This window comes from Rhodococcoides navarretei (assembly GCF_038069675.1).
Lineage (GTDB): Bacteria > Actinomycetota > Actinomycetes > Mycobacteriales > Mycobacteriaceae > Rhodococcoides > Rhodococcoides navarretei.
Map to the genome: position 1 here is coordinate 2,710,924 of NZ_JBBPCN010000001.1, position 17,815 is coordinate 2,728,738.

Sequence of the window (17,815 nt, forward strand, 5' to 3'; positions counted from 1 at the left end):
CTACTCTCCCGCTCTGTTCGCCACGACTCCGCCGCGGACGGTGATTTGTCCGCGCAGTACCGTCGTGGTGACCTTCGAGGAGAAGGTCATGTCCTCGAACGGCGTGTTGTGCGCGACGCTGGCCAGCTTCTTGCCCGAGACCGTCCAGCTGGCATTCGGATCCACCAGCGTGAGATTGGCGATCTCGCCGACCTCGATGGGCCGCCCCTGATCGGACAATCCGACGATCTGGGCCGGCCGCTCGCTCATCACCCGCGCGACGCCGCGCCAATCGAGCAGTCCCGGGGTCACCATCGTGTCGACGATGATGGCCAGTGCGGTCTCGAGCCCGAGCATCCCGGGACGGGCGATCGAGAACTCACAGCACTTGTCCTGCTCGGCGTGCGGAGCGTGATCGGTTGCCACACAATCGATGACACCGTCGGCCAGACCCTTGCGCAGGGCGTCGACATCGGACTTCTCGCGCAGCGGCGGGTTCACCTTGTTGATCGCGTCGTACGTCTCGAGCCGCGAATCGTCCAGCAGCAGGTGATGAGGGGTGACCTCGGCGGTGATCGAAATACCCTGTCCGCGAGCCCATTTCATCAACTCGACGGTGCCCGCGGTGGACGCATGGCAGATGTGCACCCGCGCACCCGCGTCCCGGGCCAGCAGGGCGTCCCGTGCCACGATCGACTCCTCGGCCGCGCGCGGCCAACCGGCCAGTCCGAGCCGAGCCGCAGTGGGACCCTCGTGCGCGACGGCACCGACAGTGAGCCTGGGCTCCTCGGCGTGCTGGGCGATGAGCACACCGAGGGAACTCGAGTACTCCAGCGCCCGACGCATGATCAGTGGATCGTCGACGCAGTGGCCGTCGTCGGAGAACATCTTCACCCGGCCGATTCCCGCTGCCATCGTGGCCATCTCGGCGAGCTGCTTGCCCTTCAAGCCGACGGTGATCGCACCGACCGGGTGGACGTCGACGAGACCGACTTCCTGTCCCCGACGCCAGACATGATCGGTGACCACTACCGAGTCGGCAACCGGATCGGTGTTCGCCATCGCGAACACCGCGGTGTAGCCACCCAAAGCGGCTGCTGCCGAACCGGATTCGATCGTTTCGGTGTCCTCGCGGCCGGGCTCGCGCAGGTGCGTGTGCATGTCGACGAATCCGGGCAGCAGGATCTGGCCGCGCGCATCGACGATCTCGGCACCGTCGGCGTCGAGGTCCGAGCCGATTCCGACGATCTCCTCGCCGGTGATCAGAACGTCGGTTTCAGGACCCTCCCCGTACAGCAAAACCCCGCGGAGCAGGACGGAGGTTGCGGGTGCGTTCACGACGCACCCCCGTCCGAACCGACCAGCAATCGGAACAGCACCGCCATCCGCACGTGAACTCCATTCGTAACCTGTTGCAATACTGCAGTTTTCGGAGAATCGGCCACTGAGGACGCGATCTCCATCCCGCGCAGCATCGGACCCGGGTGCAGTACGACGGCGTGCTCGGGCAGCAGGTCGAGCCGGCGCTGCGAGAGTCCGTACGTGATCGAGTACTCGCGAGCGGAGGGGAAGAACCCGCCGTTCATGCGCTCGGCCTGCACTCTGAGCATGAGTACCGCATCCAGCCCGGGCAGTTCGGCGTCGATGTCGTGCGAGACCCGCACCGGCCAGCCGGACACTCCGACGGGCAGCAGGGTCGGCGGCGCGATCAGCACCACCTCGGCTCCGAGAGTGGCCAGCAGAATCGCATTCGAGCGCGCCACCCGGCTGTGCAGGATGTCGCCGACGATCGCGACCCGACGGCCGGCGATGTCGCCGAGTCGTTGACGAACCGTCAGGGCGTCGAGCAACGCCTGGGTTGGGTGTTCGTGCGTGCCGTCGCCCGCGTTGATCACCGCAGGGCCGCTACCAGGAGTGGAGCCTTGATCGGCGGTCCACTGAGCGATTTGATGTGCGGCACCGGATGCCGGGTGTCGGACGATGAGTGCATCGGCTCCGGCAGCGCGCAGCGTCATCGCGGTGTCGCGGAGCGACTCCCCCTTCGACACCGACGAGCTGCTGGCACTGACGTTGATGACGTCGGCGCTCATCCACTTGCCCGCCACCTCGAACGAGACGCGGGTACGCGTCGAGTTCTCGAAGAACACCGTCATGATGGTGCGTCCGCGCAGTGTCGGGAGTTTCTTGACTTCGCGGCCGAGTAGCGCCTGCTCGAATCGTTCCGCTTCGTCCAGAAGCTCGGTGGCCGATTCGGCCGTCAGGTCGGCGACCGAGAGCAGGTGCTTCATCGAGCGGACCCTCCCTCGGACAGGGTGACCCCGTCGCGGCCGTCGTGTTCGGAGAGCAGCACCGACACGTCCTCGGTGCGCGCTGTGGGGACGTTCTTACCGACGTAGTCCGCGCGAAGCGGCAGCTCGCGGTGGCCGCGGTCGATCAGAACAGCGAGTTGCACGGCGCGGGGCCGTCCGAGGTCGCGTAGGGCGTCGAGCGCGGACCGTACGGTTCGCCCCGAGAACAGCACATCGTCCACCAATACGACCAGCGCGTCGTCGACACCGCCTGCGGGAACCGACGTGCGTTCGAGCGGACGGTGCGGCTTGTTCCGCAAATCGTCGCGGTAGAGGGTGATGTCGAGGGAACCGAGCGGGGGACGCACGCCCGAGAATGCCTCGATACGTTCGACGAGTCGTTCCGCCAACGTGGTCCCTCGGGTGGGAATGCCGAGCAGGACCACGCGCGGCGAGTCTGCAGCATCGAGGGCCGTCTTCTCGATGATCTGATGGGCCATGCGGGAGATGGTGCGTCCCACATCGGCCGAGGACAGCAATTCTCGAACGGCAGGGTTCGCGGGCGAGCTTTCGGGCGCAGGCAAACTACGACCTCCTTCTCCGCCTCTCTGGACGGATCGTTAAAGGATGTCTGACAACAACTGCGTAGAGCCTAGCAACGCTCTGCGAACCATGACCAGCAGGCCCGCAGAGCGTTCGGTCACTGTTCGGCGTCGACCGGCGTCTCGTCGGTGGCGTCGGCCTTGGTACGGCTGGAGACCGCCGCTGCCGCCGCGCGTACCTGAGGCGCGACCAGAACGATCTGACCGAGCACACCGTTGACGAATCCGGGCGAATCGTCGGTGGACAGCTGCTTTGCCAGCTCGACGGCCTCGTCGACGGCGACGACGGGTGGCACGTCGGTGGCGTGGAACAGCTCCCACACCGCGACGCGAAGGATGGCTCTGTCGACCGCAGGCAGGCGGGTCAGCGTCCAGTCCTTGAGGTGATCGGCGATCACTCCGTCGAGACGATCGAGATTCTCGGCCACACCCTCGATCAGCGTCCTGGTGTAGTCACTGACGGGAGCGATCGTGTCGTCGCCGCGCGCGAGTTCGATGCGTTCGGTGGTCAGGTTGACCGGGTCGACGTTGCGCGCCTCCGCCTCGAACAGAAAGTCCACTGCGCGCTTGCGCGCCTTGTGTCGCGCACCGAGCTTCTTCGCGCCGGGGGCACCGTTCTGCGAGGCGGAGGATGTCGGCTTCTTCGATGACACGTTAGGAGTTCACACGCCCGAGGTAGTTTCCGTCACGCGAATCGACCTTGAGCTTGTCGCCGGTGTTGATGAACAGCGGCACCGAGATCTCGGCTCCGGTCTCGAGGGTCGCCGGCTTGGTGCCGCCGGTGGAGCGATCGCCCTGCAGGCCGGGATCGGTGTGCTTGACCTCGAGCTCGACCGTGACGGGAAGCTCGACGTACAGCGGGACGCCCTCGTGCATGGCGACCTGAACCCGGAGATTCTCGAGCAGGAAGCGTGCGCCGTCACCGACAGTGGCCTCACCGATCGGGAGCTGGTCGTAGGTGTCGGCGTCCATGAACACGTAGTCGCTACCGTCGTGGTAGAGGTACGTCATGTCGCGGCGGTCGACCGTAGCGGTCTCGACCTTCACACCGGCGTTGAACGTCTTGTCGACGACCTTGCCCGAGAGCACGTTCTTGAGCTTGGTCCGCACGAATGCCGGTCCCTTGCCGGGCTTGACGTGCTGGAATTCGATGATCGACCACAGCTGGTTCTCCAGGTTGAGAACCAGTCCGTTCTTGAAATCGCTGGTGGAAGCCACTTGCTTCGCGTCTCCTCAATCGTTTGTGCGCGTGACGCGCCGTCGGTCACGTGCGGGATTCGCTCCCGCCCGCGCGCTAGACGGACGTGAGTTCCTTGCTTGTCAGGGTGAGCAGTTCCGGACCCCCGTCGCGAACGACGAGTGTGTCCTCGATCCGAACGCCGCCGCGACCGGAGAAGTAGACACCCGGCTCGACGGTGACCGCTGCACCGCTCAGCAGTGTACCGGTGCTCGTCTTCGCGATTCCCGGCGCTTCGTGGATTTCCAGACCAACCCCATGGCCGAGCCCGTGGAGGAAGTACTCCCCGTACCCTGCATCCTCGATCACCGAGCGCGACGCGGCGTCGACCGAGGCAGTGGTCACACCGGGTGCCAGAGCCTCTCGACCGGCCGTCTGCGACCGCTCCACCAGCTCGTACAGATCGCGCTGCCACTGCGCGGGAGTCCCGATGACGAAGGTCCGAGTCATGTCCGAGTGATAGCCGCCGACGAGTGCACCGAAGTCGAGCTTGACGAAGTCGCCGTCGGCCAGGACCGCATCGGTGGGCCGGTGATGCGGGACCGCCGAGTTGGCCCCGGCAGCGACGATGGTCTCGAACGAGATGGCATCGGCACCGTGATCGAGCATCGCCGACTCCAGCTCGCGGGCGACCTCACGCTCGGTCCGGCCGGCACGGATGCCGCCCCCACCGATCAAGTGGGCCAGGGCGTCGTCGGCGGCGCGGCAGGCGTCCCTGAGCAACCCCACCTCGAACTCGTCCTTGACCATGCGCAACGACTCCACCACACCCGGCGCGCGCACCAACTCCACAGCGCCGCCCAGCTCGGACCACGCGCGATGAGCGTCGACGGTCACCACATGACTCTCGAATCCCACTCGACCACCGCTGCCCGCGGCACCCGAACGAAGCAGGTGGATCGCCGACGCCCGGTCGATCTCGGCGCGCAGATCCGGCACCTGCTCGGCCACCTGCGTGACGTACCGACCGTCGGTGCAGATGACCGTCCGATCCTCGGCACCGACCGAATCGGCCGACGACAGCAGCAACGCAGCGTTGGAACCGGTGAAACCGGTCAGATATCGGACGTTGAGAAGATCGGTGATCAACATCGAATCGAGTCCGTCGGCGGCCAACAGTTCTCGCAGGGCACCACGACGGGCACCGAAATCGGCAGGCATGCAGTCGACATTACCGGTCGCTCCACAGGCCTCTTCTCACTCGACCGGGTGTCGATTTTGTGGGCCGCGACACACGAACTTCGACGTGCGGATATGCTGTGCCGCATGACTGGGTGGGCAGTGCGTGGCATAAGTATGGGATTGTTCAACGTCGTCGTTCGACTGCTGCTGGGGGCAGCAGTGTCGATGTGGCCCTTGAGTGGATCGGCACTGCGCTGGGTGGCATACGCCCTCGTGCTGCTCGTCATCATCGTGTGGGCCGGCATCGACGGAATCCGCGATCGACGCAGGCATCCCGACCCCGACGACGGCGAGGACCTGACCATGGTCTGGCTCAAGGCCGCGGTGGTCGGTGGACTCCTCGGCGGTCTCCTGAGCTGGGTCGTCGACTTCTTCGTCGACTTCAGCCTGGGTCAGAACGGCCTGGTCTTCGAGCTCACCTCCGGAGCCGCGTTCACGATTCTCACCATCTTCATCGCCGCCAGCCTCGCGGTGTTCGTGGGACGGCAGATCGTCAACCGCGAGGCCAAGAAGAAGTTGGCCACATCGGACGCCGAACGCGCGCACGACCGCGAGCTGGTCAACGCCGGCCAGGAGAATCAGTCGGGTCGGACAGAACCGACGAGGTCCGAACCCGCGAGGCCGGAACCGCAGTGGGCCCCGGAGCACGGCGAAGCAGACACCGAGGTGTTCTCGGCAGTGGACGCCGACGGCAAGCCGCGGCTGGACAAGCGCGGCAACCGCCACGGCACTGCCGACGGTTCCTGACTCCCCCACCTCGACCTACGGGCGGTGATCGACGCTGTGGGCGCCGATCACCGCCCGTTCTTCGTTCGGACCCGAGTCGATTCTCGCGAGGTCACAACATAATGGCCGACCCACCCGAGGTCGGGGCCTCGCGGCCGACCGCGGAGAATGCTGCAACGAGCAGTGCCGGGTCCGGGCCCTCCAGCCGTCCGGGCTTGGCCAGACCGTCCAGAACGACGAACCGCAGCAACCCGGCCCGGTTCTTCTTGTCCGTCTGCATGCCCTTGAGCAGATCCGAGAACGCGTCCTCGTCGTAGGTGACCGGCAGGCCGACCGATTCGAGAATCGACCGGTGGCGGTCGGCAGTCGCGTCGTCGAGCCGTCCGGCCAAGCGTCCCAGCTCGGCCGCGAACACCAGACCGACCGACACCGCGGCACCGTGACGCCAGCGATACTGCTCCCGCCGCTCGATGGCGTGCGCCAGTGTGTGCCCGTAGTTGAGGATTTCGCGCAGGTTCGACTCGCGTAGATCGGCGGCCACCACCTTCGCCTTGACCTCGACCGAGCGCCTGATCAACTCCGGCAGAACGTCGCCGGTGGGATCCAGCGCCGCGGCAGGATCGGCCTCGATGATGTCCAGAATCTTCGGATCGGCGATGAACCCGGTCTTGATCACCTCGGCCAGGCCCGAGACGATCTCGTTCTTCGGCACGGTCTCGAGCGTCGCCAGATCGATCAACACGGCGGCCGGTTCGTGGAAGGAACCGACGAGGTTCTTGCCCGCGTCGGTGTTGATGCCGGTCTTGCCGCCCACGGCCGCGTCGACCATGGCCAGCAGCGTCGTCGGAACGTGGACGATGCGGACTCCGCGCATCCAGGTCGCTGCGACGAATCCGGCAAGGTCAGTTGCCGCTCCGCCGCCCAGACTCACGATGGCGTCGCTTCGGGTGAGACCGATTCGGCCGAGGACTTCCCAGCAGAACCCCGCCACTGCCAGGTCCTTGCCGTCCTCGGCATCCGGGATCTCGATGCGGTGGGCGTCGATGCCCTTGTCCGCCAACGCGGCCCGCACTGCCTCCGCGGTCTCGGCCAGCGGAGGCTGGTGGAAGATCGCCACGGTGGCCGTTCCGGCGAGCTCGTCGACCAGGTCCGTCAACAGACCTCGGCCGATGATCACCGGGTACGGGTTGGCAGTCTCGACCTGGACGCGCACTGGCTCTGTCATCGAATCACCTTCATCTATTGGGGTTTTTCTCGTTCGCATCGCGTTTGGGAACAGGGGCGATCGCCGTCAGCTTCGCCACCAACTGGCCCACGACCCGAGCCGGGCTGCGACTGTCGGTGCGCACTCGCACCGTGGCCACCGAACGATAGAGAGGTCGCCGATGACGCATCAGTTCCTGGTACTTCGCACGCGGGTCGGGGCCGGCGAGCAACGGCCGAACGGTGTTCGCACCGGTACGCCGAAGCCCTTCGGACACACTGATTTCCAGGTACACCACGGTGTGCCCGGACAGCAGGGCGCGGGTCGCGGGCGACAACACCGCACCACCACCGAGGGAGACGATCCCGTCGTGCGAGGCCAGAGCGCCGGCGACTATCCGCTCCTCGATCTGCCGAAAGGCCGGTTCGCCGTCGTGCGAGAAGATATCGGCGATCGTACGACCGGTGTCTCGCTCGATGGCGACATCGGTGTCGAACAGGTCCAGGTCGAGAGCCTGTGCCAGCCGTCGACCGATCGTCGACTTCCCTGCTCCCGGCGGTCCGACGAGGACCGCGTACGGGGTCATCGTGGAGGTCGGGCGGCGGTGCCCTTCACGTAATGGTCGACGTTGCTCGTCGTCTCCGCCAGCGAGTCCCCACCGAACTTCTCCAACGCTGCCTGCGCGACCACCAGGGCGACCATGGTCTCGGCCACGACACCGGCGGCCGGAACAGCACAGACGTCCGAGCGCTGATGAATGGCCACTGCCTCGTCGCCGGTCGTCATGTCGACCGTTGCCAGCGCGCGCGGCACTGTGGATATGGGCTTCATCGCCGCCCGCACCCGCAGTGCTTCGCCGTTGGTCATACCGCCCTCGATACCGCCGGCACGGTTGGTCGAACGCAGCACCCCATCGGGTCCCGGCTTGATCTCGTCGTGGGCGACGCTTCCGCGTCGACGCGCGGTCTCGAAGCCGTCCCCGATCTCGACCCCCTTGATCGCCTGGATGCCCATCAGAGCCGCAGCCAACCTGGCGTCGAGCTTGCGTTCCCCGGAGACGAACGATCCGAGGCCGACGGGCAGGCCGTGCACGACGACCTCGACGACGCCGCCGAGGGTGTCGCCGTCCTTCTTCGCTGCCTCGATCTCGGCGATCATGGATTCTTCGGCGGCCTTGTCGAACGCGCGAACCGGAGAGGCGTCGATCGCGTCGAGGTCGGCACCTGCGGGCGGCGGTCCGACATAGGGGTCGGAAGCACCGATGGAGATCACGTGGGACACGACGTCGACTCCGAACGCCTGCTTCAGGAACAGCCGGGCGACAGTGCCGATGGCCACCCGAGCGGCGGTCTCCCGCGCGCTGGCACGTTCGAGCACCGGACGAGCGTCGTCGAAGCCGTACTTGAGCATCCCGGAGAAGTCGGCGTGGCCGGGCCGTGGCCGGGTCAAGGGAGAATTGCGCGCGAGATCCGCGAGCACTGCGTCGTCGACGGGGTCGGCCGACATCACCTGCTCCCACTTGGGCCACTCGGTGTTGCCGACCTCGATCGCAACCGGTCCGCCCATGGTGCGGCCGTGTCGGACACCGCCGGTGAGGGTCACTTTGTCGGCCTCGAACTTCATGCGGGCACCACGGCCGTAGCCCAGGCGACGGCGAGCGAGTTGAGAGGCAATGTCGTCCGAGGTCACCTCTACTCCCGCGACCATTCCTTCGAGGATGGCGACGAGAGCGGGTCCGTGGGATTCTCCGGCAGTTATCCAGCGCAGCACTCGAACATCTTTTCACGCCAACGAAGCCGCGGATGCCAGCAGGGTGGCCGCGCACATGGACGGGCCGTGCGGGATGCGGGCTCGCCGGTGCCCGAACGCCGCGGCGATCGACCCCACCACGGCAGTTGCCACCGGTGCCGACAGTGCGGCGAGCACCCATCCGTCCCCGCCACCCACGCAGGCGATCGATCCGACCGACCAGGCGAGTTTGACGTCCCCCGCACCGAACGCCGCGGGCGAGAGAAGATGAACGACGAGGTAGATAGCGAACAGCAGAGCGCCGCCGAGCAGTGCCCCCGCCGAGCCGACGAGCACGAGCGCGATCGTCACCACGATCGCACCGGGGACGGTCAAGGCGTTCGGCAACCGGCGTCGCTGCAGGTCGACGGCGCTGAGCGCGGCGAACCACCACGTCGTCGCGCACAACGGAACCGCGTACTCGGAACCGCCGAACCGCCACCAGACCCATCCGGTCCCGATCGCGGACAGCAACGGCAGGAGCCGAGGACTCCACCGGACCAGACAGCGGCGCATCGCCGTCCCCACAACGGCACCGACCACGACCGCAACACCCAGACTCACCATGATCGAAGGGTCGCATCGCGGCAGCGACCGGTGGTGACGCACGCCCAGGTGGAACATTGCCCTGTGCACAACTCAGAACCTGTGGACAACTCGCCGCCTGCGGGCTGCCGCCAAGCCGAACTCAGAGCATGGCGGTCAGCGCGTCCCGCATGATCGCTCGCGGTGCCGGTCTGCCGGTGAACTGCTCGACCTGCCCGTACGCCTGATTGAGCAGCATCGACAATCCGCCGATGACGGTTCCACCGGCCGCCTCCACGGCAGTGGCCAGGGGTGTCGGCCAGGGATCGTAGATGGCGTCGAGCACCAACGGCGCATGGGCGAGATCCGACGCGATGTCGGCGGCTCCGGCCGCGGGAACGGTGCTGACCAAGACAGCCGACTTCGCTGCGACAGCCGCGAGACGAGGGTCGGTCATGTTCGCGAACTCCGCGCGCATCCCCGCGGCGACGGCGCAGTCCAGTGTGTCCCGCGCGCGGTCGGCCGACCGCGCGATCACGGTGACCGCAGCCGCCCCGAGCCCGGCCAGCGCGACGATCGCCGGCCTGGACGTTCCCCCTGCGCCGACCACCGTCACGGTGCTACCGGACAGGTCCTCGACTCCGGCGTCGCGCAGTGCACCCACGACGCCGTCGACGTCTGTGCAATCTGCGCGCCAGCCCGACGCGGTACGCACCAGGGTGTTCGCCGAGCCCGCCAGAACTGCCCGCGCGGTGCGTTCGGTTGCGTACGCCAGAGCTGCGACCTTGCCCGGCATGGTCACCGACACGCCGACCCATTCGGGACCGAAGCCGTCGAGCAGGCCGGGCAACTGCTCACCGGTGCAGTCGATACGCTCGTAGGTCCAGTCGTCGAGTCCGAGCGCGCGATACGCAGCGCAGTGCAGCACCGGTGACTTCGAGTGTTCGACAGGGCTACCCAGTACTGCGGCACGCACGTCAGCGACCGCTGTCGAGGAAGCCCGCCTCGACCTTGGTGATGTTCGCCAGATGTTCCTCGTAGCTACGGGTGAACAGGGTTTCGCCCGCCTGGTTGATGGTCACGAAGTACAACCAGTCACCGTCGGCCGGCATCTCGACCGCCTGCACCGCACCGATACTCGGCGACGATATCGGGGTTGCCGGCAGCCCCTCGCTGGCATAGGTGTTCCACGGGGTGACGCGGGCCCGGTCGGCGTCGGTGGTGGCCACCTCGGTCGTGTCGAGCGAGTAGTTGACGGTCGAGTCGAACTCGAGCCGCTGCGGCACCGCGAGGCGATTGAGAATCACCCGGGCCACCTTGCTGAAGTCCTGGGGCAGGGACTCACGCTCGACGAGCGATGCGGCGACGAGGGTGTCGTACGGGGTCAGCCCGGAGTTGGTGCCCGCGGTCAGGATTCCGGTGTCCTCGTAGCGGGTCGCACTCTCGGACACCAACTGCTTCAGAATGTCGGCCGGAGACGCACTGGGATCGAAATCCCAGGTTCCCGCAGCGATCAGACCTTCGAGCTGCCGGTCGCGGTCCGGAACACCTTCGACGCGATCGGTGGCCCAGTCCGGGACGCCCAAGGCAGCCGGATCGTCCACGGCTCCTGCCGCGTTGAGATCGTCGTAGCTCACGCAGGTGGGGGTTCCACTGCCGGTTCGGTCCACACAGCTGGCCTCGGAGATCAGGGTGTAGATGCCCTTCTTGACGGCATCGGTGTTCACGTCGCGCGCGTCGTGGAGCTGTCGGCCCTCCGAGATCACCATGTTGCCCACTCGGGACGCGGGGTCGACGAGTTCACTCACGGCCTGCGAGGCAGGCACGTTGCTGGCGAGCAGATAGAAGCCGGGTTGAACCGAGGTGATGGCGTTGTTCAGCAGGGCCGCTTCGAGGAACGCACCCGAGCTGGCCACGACCCCCTTGTCGGCTGCCTCGGTACCGATCTGCTGCGCGGTGTCGTTGGGATGAACCTGAATCACCACGCCGTCCCCCGGTGAGCCTGCGGCGAAGTCCGCGTTCGGGGTCGTGCGATTGCCGAATTTGTTCACGGCGAAATACCCTCCGCCCGCCACTGCCACGATCAGTACGACCCCGAGCACCAGAGCCACCAGTCGGCCGCGACGCTTACGGCTGGACGCGGCTCGGTCCTTGCGGCCCGCGGCGCGGCTGCGGCCGACTTGCTGTGGCACCGCCCCGCCGCCGGCCTCGTGATTGGGCGCGCGATCTGCGCTGCGAGAGGGCCGGGGGTGCGGCTCCAGACGCTGCGGATGGCCGTGCAGGCGGCGCTGGAAGTCGCTGCCCTCGTCCACGGAAAAGCCGATCGGGTCGGTGTGCGCCTCGTCCGAGCGCGCATCTCGCCGGTCCCGATCGGAACCCTGGTAGTTCACTCGTCGACCTCCGTCGATCCTGGATTGTTCGCTGCACGATCCGATACCGCACGGCGCTCGTCGAGCCAGCCCTGCAGTATCGCCACCGCCGCAGCCTGATCTATCACCGATCGTTGGTTCTTGGCTCGCACACCACTGTCCCGTAAAGCACGCGTCGCGGTCACGGTAGTCAGTCGTTCGTCGGCCATCCGAATCGGTACGTCACTCATCCGCCGATGAAGGGAGCGCCCGAATTTCTCGGCCGCGTCCACGGCGCTGCCACGCTCACCGCGCAGTGTTCTGGGTAGCCCGATCACGACTTCGACGGCCTCGTACTCGGCCACGATCTCCGCCACCCGCACCACGTCCGGGGCGTCGGGTCCCTTGATCTTCGATCGCGGCACGGTTTCGACCGGTGTGGCGAGTACACCGTCGGGATCGCTCGAGGCGATACCGATCCGGACGCTGCCGACGTCGATGCCGATACGACGGCCGCGACCAGGATCGTCGACTCCGGGCCGATCGGGGCCGCGCCCCTGAGTTGTCACGAGCGTCAGCGGGTCGTGAGTTCGGTCAGTCGAGCCCGGGCGGCGTCGATACCGGCTGCGATTCCGGCGACGTCCGACCCCGACCCCTGAGCAAGTTGGGGCTTGCCACCGCCTCGGCCCCCGATGCTCGGGCCGAACGACGCCACCAGCTCGCCTGCGGCGATGCCGGCCTCCTGGGCGGCCTTGTTCGCCGAGACGACGAACGGAACCTTCCCGCCGACGGTGCCGAACAGCACCACCACGGCAGGATCGGTGCCGAGCCGTCCCCGGATATCGGTCACCAGCGTGCGCAGGTCGTTGCCGCCGACCCCGTCCGGTGCCTGCGAGATCACCGCGCGCACGTCACCGAATCGCTCGGCCTTACCGACGAACTCACCGGCGGAGGCCAGCACAGCAGCGGCCTTGACCGAGTCGAGTTCCTTCTCTGCGACGCGCAGGCGCTCGACCAGGGTCTCGATGCGAGCCGGGACCTCCTCGGAAGGCACTTTCAGCGTGGACGCGATGCCGGCCAGCAGCGCGCGTTCCTTGGCCAGGTAGCGGTAGGAATCGAGGCCGACGAATGCTTCGACGCGGCGCACTCCCGAGCCGACCGACGATTCACCGAGGATGGTGACCGGGCCGATCTGCGACGAGTGCTGCACGTGCGTACCACCGCACAGTTCCATCGAGAACGGTCCGCCGATCTCGACCACGCGCACTTCGTCGCCGTAGTTCTCACCGAACAGGGCCATCGCGCCCATCTTCTTGGCACTGTCGAGGTCGGTGACGAGGGTGTTGACCGCGAAGTCCGAGCCCACCGCATCGTTGGCGACATTCTCGATGTCGTCGCGCTGCGCCTCCGAGAGCGCGCCCTGCCACGAGAAGTCGAACCGGAGGTAGCCGGGCTTGTTCAACGAACCCGCCTGCGTCGCGTTCGGCCCGAGGACCTGTCGTAGTGCCGCATGCACCATGTGGGTGCCCGAGTGGCCCTGGGTCGCGCCCTTGCGCCAGGCGTGGTCGACGTCGACGTGGACGGTGTCGCCCTCGGTGATCTGACCCGACTCGACCACGGACTTGTGCGTCCAGAGCTTCTTGGCGATCTTCTGCACGTCGTTGACCTTGACGCCGAGGCCGGGTGCGGTGATGGTGCCGATGTCGGCGATCTGGCCACCGGACTCGGCGTAGAGCGGGCTGCGGTCGAGAATGATCTCCACCGAGTCTCCCGCAACCGCGGTCGGAACGCGGACGCCGTTGGAGATCAAGGCCAATACCGTTGCGTCCGAACCGAGTTCGTCGAATCCGGTGAACTCGGTCGGCGCACCGTCGACGAAATCTCTGTAGACCGTGAGGTCGGTATGAGCGTGCTTACGAGCGCGGGCGTCGTCCTTGGCGCGGTTGCGCTGCTCGGCCATCAACGACCGGAACCCGTCCTCGTCCACCGACAGACCCGCCTCGGCAGCCATTTCGAGCGTCAGGTCGATCGGGAAGCCGTAGGTGTCGTGCAGCGCGAACGCTTCGGCACCGCCGATCTTCTTCGCGCCCGACGCCTTGACCGCCTCGGCCGCACCCTCGAACAGCCGCGAACCCGACGTGAGGGTCTTGAGGAATGCCGTCTCCTCCCCCACTGCGACGGTCAGAATGCGGTCGAAGTCGGTGACCAGGTTCGGGTAGGACTCGGCCATCGTGTCGCGCACCACGGTGACGAACCGAGCCATCGTCTCGTCGGGCGCTCCGAGCAGGCGCGCTGAGCGCACGATTCGGCGCAGCAACCGACGCAGCACGTAACCGCGCCCGTCGTTACCGGGATTGACTCCGTCGGAGATGAGCAGCGCAGCGGTTCGCGCGTGGTCGGCGATGACGCGAAACCGCACGTCGTCGTCATGATTGGCACCGTACTTGCGGCCCGACAGTTCCTCGGCCGCGGCAATCACGGGCCGGACCAGGTCGGTTTCGTACACGTTGTCCACGCCCTGCAGCAGGAACGCGACGCGCTCGACGCCCATGCCGGTGTCGATGTTCTTCTTCGGCAGCGGACCGAGAATCTCGAAATCGTCCTTGCTGATTCCCTTACCGCGCTCGTTCTGCATGAACACGAGATTCCAGATCTCGATGTACCGATCCTCGTCGGCCTCGGGACCGCCGTCGACGCCGAACTCGGGTCCGCGGTCGTAATAGATCTCCGAGCACGGGCCGCAGGGTCCGGGAATGCCCATGGACCAGTAGTTGTCGGCCATTCCGCGCCGTTGGATGCGCTCGTCGGGCAGACCGGCGATCTCTTTCCACAGCTCGATCGCCTCGTCGTCGTCGAGATACGCGGTGGCCCAGATGCGCTCGGGGTCGAACCCGTACCCACCGTCCTCGACGCTGTTCGTCAGCAGAGTCCACGCGTAGCGAATCGCGTCGCGCTTGAAGTAGTCGCCGAACGAGAAGTTGCCTGCCATCTGGAAGAAGGTGTTGTGCCGAGTGGTGATGCCGACGTTCTCGATGTCCAGCGTTCGCACGCACTTCTGCACACTCGTCGCCGTCTTGTACGGCGGTGTCTGCTGACCGAGGAAGAACGGGACGAAAGGAACCATGCCTGCGTTGACGAACAACAGATTCGGGTCGTCGAGAATCAACGACGCACTGGGTACTTCGGTGTGTCCCGCCTTCACGAAATGGTCGAGGAAACGCCTGCGGATCTCATGGGTCTGCACGAATACAGGTTAGCGTCCGAGCCCCTGTGCCGACTCGAGGGCCTATCGGCCTCGGATGATCCGCCGCAGTTTGCCCACCCTGGTCGCGATTTCGCGCTCGGCACCGTGTTCGGTGGGCTCGTAGTAGTTCACGCCCACCAGTTCGTCCGGCGGATACTGCTGCCCCAGCACGCCGCCGGGACTGCTGTGCGGATACCGATACCCGACGGCGTTTCCCAGTCCCTGAGCTCCCTTGTAGTGGCCGTCGCGCAGATGCGGCGGCACGGATCCCGACTTGCCTGCCGCTACGTCGGCCATCGCCGCACCGAGAGCGCCGATCACGGCACCGGACTTGGGGGCAGTCGCCAGGTGAATCGTGGCCTGCGCCAGGGCCAGCCTCGCCTCGGGCATCCCGATCATCTGCACCGCGCTGGCAGCGGCCGTCGCGATCTGCAGCGCTGTGGGATCGGCCATCCCGATGTCTTCGCTGGCATGCACCACGAGACGCCGAGCGATGAACCGCGCGTCCTCGCCTGCCGTGATCATCCGCGCCAGATAGTGCAGGGCGGCGTCGACATCGGACCCTCGGATCGATTTGATGAACGCACTGATGACGTCGTAGTGCTGATCCCCGTCGCGGTCGTATCGCACGGCGGCCTTGTCGACGCTGGCCTCGACCGTCGCGAGGTCCAGCATCCCGTCGGTCGCGGCACCCGCTGCTGCCTCGAGAGCCGTCAGCGCTCGGCGGGCATCGCCGGCCGCGAGGCGCACCAGATGGTCCATCGCGTCCTCGGCGATGGTCACCACACCGTCCAGGCCGCGCGGATCGTTGGCGGCTCGCGTGAGCAACAACTCGATGTCCTCGGACCCCAGCGGCTGCAACTGCAGAACCAGCGATCGAGACAGCAGTGGTGACACCACCGAGAAGGACGGGTTCTCGGTGGTCGCAGCCACCAACAGCACGATCCGATTCTCGACGGCGGCGAGCAGTGCGTCCTGCTGCGTCTTGGAGAACCGGTGCACCTCGTCGATGAACAACACCGTCTGCTCGCCCGAGAGCAGTCGACGACGCGCCAGTTCTATGACGTTGCGCACCTCTTTGACTCCGGCGGAGAGGGCCGACAGCGCCTCGAACTTACGTCCGGTCGCGCCCGAGATCAGCGACGCCAGCGTCGTCTTGCCGGTCCCCGGTGGCCCGTAGAGCATCACCGAGGATGCGCCGGAGCCCTCGACGAGCCGGCGCAGCGGCGCACCGGGAGCCAGCAGATGAGATTGTCCGACCACCTCGTCGAGGGTCGTGGGACGCATTCTCACCGCCAGCGGCGCGTCGGGTCTGACGTAGGTCGACGTCGGACGGGATTCGGCGATCATCGTGTCCGGCTCGGCAGGCGTGTCGAAGAGTCCGTCGTCGCCGAACTCGTCGCTCCCCGAGATGTCCCCGCCCGAGATGTCACTACCGATGCCGCCGCTCACCGATTTCACGCTACCGATCGAACCGCCGGAAACGCGAACGATGTCGGTCTCAGTGTTCCCACTTGCTGCGCAGAGCGGTCACGACCGACGCCGCATACTCGGCGATTCCGGTCTCGCCCCCGCGCGCAGCACTGTCCGCCAGCACGGACCACCGGGAGATCAGCGCCTGCGACCGCGGAACCGACAGGTGGTGCGCCCGCGCCGCCGCGATACGGGTGTGGTCGTCGGGCAGGAACCAGTAGGTGCTCAGCCATACCCAGATCAGACGCGCATCGAGAATCTTGCTCGCCAGCGCGGTGTCGTCCCCCAACGCGGGCCAGATGCCCACCACTTCCGAACGCCACGCATCGATCATCGCCTGTTCGCGGTCGTGCGAGAGCTCGAAGCTGCAGAGGCAACCGGGGAACGACGCCAAGGCGTAGGTGATGTCGAGGGTGGCGTCACGGAAACCGCCCCACTCGTAGTCGAGGAATCGCACGCCCTCGTCGTTGACGATGATGTTGTCGGGGCACAGATCGGACGGGCTGAACGCACGGAACGCTCCGTGCGCGAACAACCGTCCACTGCGGGACACGCGATCGAGAATGGCATCCGGGGTCGTTCCGACGCCCAGGTGATCGGTGAGCAGGCCCGGGACCTCGGCCAGCGCGTCGGGTATCTGAGCGGAGATCCCGTCGGTGGAGTCGGGTTGCCCAACGCGGCGCAACAGAGCGGCGAAGTCGTCCTCGCGGCCGACGGTGGCGGCGTGCATGCGGCCCAGCGCCTGCGCCATGGCCATCAACGAATTGGTGACCGCGGCCTCGTCGGAGTTGCGCAGCAGAGTGGTGATCGGACTGGCGTCGCCGAGATCGCTGAGCACGAGCAGCCGCGCGTCGAGATCGTAGGCGTGCAACTCGGGTCCGGGCCTGCTGTCGGTGGCCAGAGCGTTGGCGAATTGGTACGACGCTGCCTCACGCAGGAAGGCGCTGGAGCCTGAGATGTCCGCGAGTTCGGCGTGCAGTTCGGATTCGGCGGGTAGCTCACGAACCTGCTTGATCACCAAGGTGCGGGGCAGCTGAAACGGGTTCTCGGAGACTCGGACTCGCAATACGACGGCTTGGCCGCTACCCCCCAGATTCACGGGGTCGATCAACGTCACCGGAGCTCCGGTGCGTCTGGTGAGGAGTCGCTGAGCTGCTGCTACTACCTCTGATACAGGGTCTGCAAGTGTTGCGGTCATCGATGTCCAAGCTACCCGTTC

17 protein-coding genes are annotated in these 17,815 nt (G+C 66.6%); 1 reads left to right on the plus strand and 16 read right to left on the minus strand.

All coding sequences use genetic code 11. From position 1 onward, the window contains the following. The 6 genes from AABD04_RS12700 to AABD04_RS12725 form a co-directional block, all read right to left on the minus strand. Positions 1-1,317 (minus strand): dihydroorotase, encoded by a 1,317-nt coding sequence (locus AABD04_RS12700; protein ID WP_341441393.1) that lies wholly within the window; start codon positions 1,315-1,317, stop codon positions 1-3. Beyond that, complete coding sequence (locus tag AABD04_RS12705; protein WP_341441394.1) at positions 1,314-2,267, minus strand: aspartate carbamoyltransferase catalytic subunit; 954 nt, start codon at positions 2,265-2,267, stop codon at positions 1,314-1,316. The genes AABD04_RS12700 and AABD04_RS12705 overlap by 4 nt, the downstream gene beginning before the upstream one ends. Next, the gene (gene pyrR / locus AABD04_RS12710) at positions 2,264-2,851 is read right to left on the minus strand and encodes a bifunctional pyr operon transcriptional regulator/uracil phosphoribosyltransferase PyrR (RefSeq protein ID WP_279393150.1); all 588 of its coding nucleotides are present in this window, start codon (positions 2,849-2,851) and stop codon (positions 2,264-2,266) included. The genes AABD04_RS12705 and pyrR overlap by 4 nt, the downstream gene beginning before the upstream one ends. Before the next feature lie 116 nt (positions 2,852-2,967). Then, positions 2,968-3,522 carry a transcription antitermination factor NusB gene (nusB, locus tag AABD04_RS12715; protein WP_341441395.1) on the minus strand — a complete coding sequence of 185 codons (555 nt, stop codon included), beginning with the start codon at positions 3,520-3,522 and terminating at the stop codon, positions 2,968-2,970. Position 3,523: 1 nt separating this feature from the next. Next, positions 3,524-4,087 (minus strand): elongation factor P, encoded by a 564-nt coding sequence (gene efp / locus AABD04_RS12720; protein WP_008716608.1) that lies wholly within the window; start codon positions 4,085-4,087, stop codon positions 3,524-3,526. Between the two features lie 76 nt (positions 4,088-4,163). Next, positions 4,164-5,267 (minus strand): M24 family metallopeptidase, encoded by a 1,104-nt coding sequence (locus AABD04_RS12725; RefSeq protein ID WP_341441396.1) that lies wholly within the window; start codon positions 5,265-5,267, stop codon positions 4,164-4,166. A 105-nt stretch (positions 5,268-5,372) separates the two neighbouring features. Between AABD04_RS12725 and AABD04_RS12730 the strand changes: the two genes are divergently transcribed. Further along, on the plus strand, positions 5,373-6,035 hold the full coding sequence (locus AABD04_RS12730) for a B-4DMT family transporter (protein WP_341441397.1): 663 nt from the start codon (positions 5,373-5,375) through the stop codon (positions 6,033-6,035). A gap of 91 nt (positions 6,036-6,126) precedes the next feature. Here the strand turns inward: AABD04_RS12730 and aroB are convergent, their stop codons facing one another. The 10 genes from aroB to AABD04_RS12780 all read right to left on the minus strand — a co-directional run bounded on the left by aroB (position 6,127) and on the right by AABD04_RS12780 (position 17,794). Beyond that, a complete protein-coding gene (gene aroB / locus AABD04_RS12735) occupies positions 6,127-7,239 on the minus strand; it encodes a 3-dehydroquinate synthase (protein ID WP_243593136.1) in 1,113 nt (370 codons plus the stop codon). Positions 7,240-7,249: 10 nt separating this feature from the next. After that, positions 7,250-7,804: a shikimate kinase gene (locus tag AABD04_RS12740; protein WP_341441398.1), complete on the minus strand. Its 555-nt coding sequence runs from the start codon at positions 7,802-7,804 to the stop codon at positions 7,250-7,252. Next, the gene (gene aroC / locus AABD04_RS12745; protein WP_032397981.1) at positions 7,801-8,988 is read right to left on the minus strand and encodes a chorismate synthase; all 1,188 of its coding nucleotides are present in this window, start codon (positions 8,986-8,988) and stop codon (positions 7,801-7,803) included. The genes AABD04_RS12740 and aroC overlap by 4 nt, the downstream gene beginning before the upstream one ends. 12 nt (positions 8,989-9,000) lie before the next feature. Continuing rightward, positions 9,001-9,573 (minus strand): A24 family peptidase, encoded by a 573-nt coding sequence (locus AABD04_RS12750; RefSeq protein WP_341441399.1) that lies wholly within the window; start codon positions 9,571-9,573, stop codon positions 9,001-9,003. Positions 9,574-9,694: 121 nt separating this feature from the next. Continuing rightward, positions 9,695-10,507 (minus strand): shikimate dehydrogenase, encoded by an 813-nt coding sequence (locus AABD04_RS12755; protein WP_341441400.1) that lies wholly within the window; start codon positions 10,505-10,507, stop codon positions 9,695-9,697. A 1-nt stretch (position 10,508) separates the two neighbouring features. Next, positions 10,509-11,921, minus strand: a complete 1,413-nt coding sequence (locus AABD04_RS12760) for an endolytic transglycosylase MltG (RefSeq protein ID WP_341441401.1) — start codon at positions 11,919-11,921, stop codon at positions 10,509-10,511. Continuing rightward, positions 11,918-12,448, minus strand: coding sequence for a Holliday junction resolvase RuvX (gene ruvX / locus AABD04_RS12765; RefSeq protein ID WP_374639415.1), 531 nt, complete (start codon positions 12,446-12,448; stop codon positions 11,918-11,920). The genes AABD04_RS12760 and ruvX overlap by 4 nt, the downstream gene beginning before the upstream one ends. A gap of 5 nt (positions 12,449-12,453) precedes the next feature. Further along, the gene (gene alaS, locus AABD04_RS12770; protein ID WP_341441402.1) at positions 12,454-15,123 is read right to left on the minus strand and encodes an alanine--tRNA ligase; all 2,670 of its coding nucleotides are present in this window, start codon (positions 15,121-15,123) and stop codon (positions 12,454-12,456) included. A gap of 42 nt (positions 15,124-15,165) precedes the next feature. Continuing rightward, complete coding sequence (locus AABD04_RS12775; RefSeq protein ID WP_341443034.1) at positions 15,166-16,473, minus strand: replication-associated recombination protein A; 1,308 nt, start codon at positions 16,471-16,473, stop codon at positions 15,166-15,168. 151 nt (positions 16,474-16,624) lie between these two features. Next, complete coding sequence (locus AABD04_RS12780; protein WP_341441403.1) at positions 16,625-17,794, minus strand: protein kinase family protein; 1,170 nt, start codon at positions 17,792-17,794, stop codon at positions 16,625-16,627. Between the last annotated feature and the right edge of the window lie 21 nt (positions 17,795-17,815).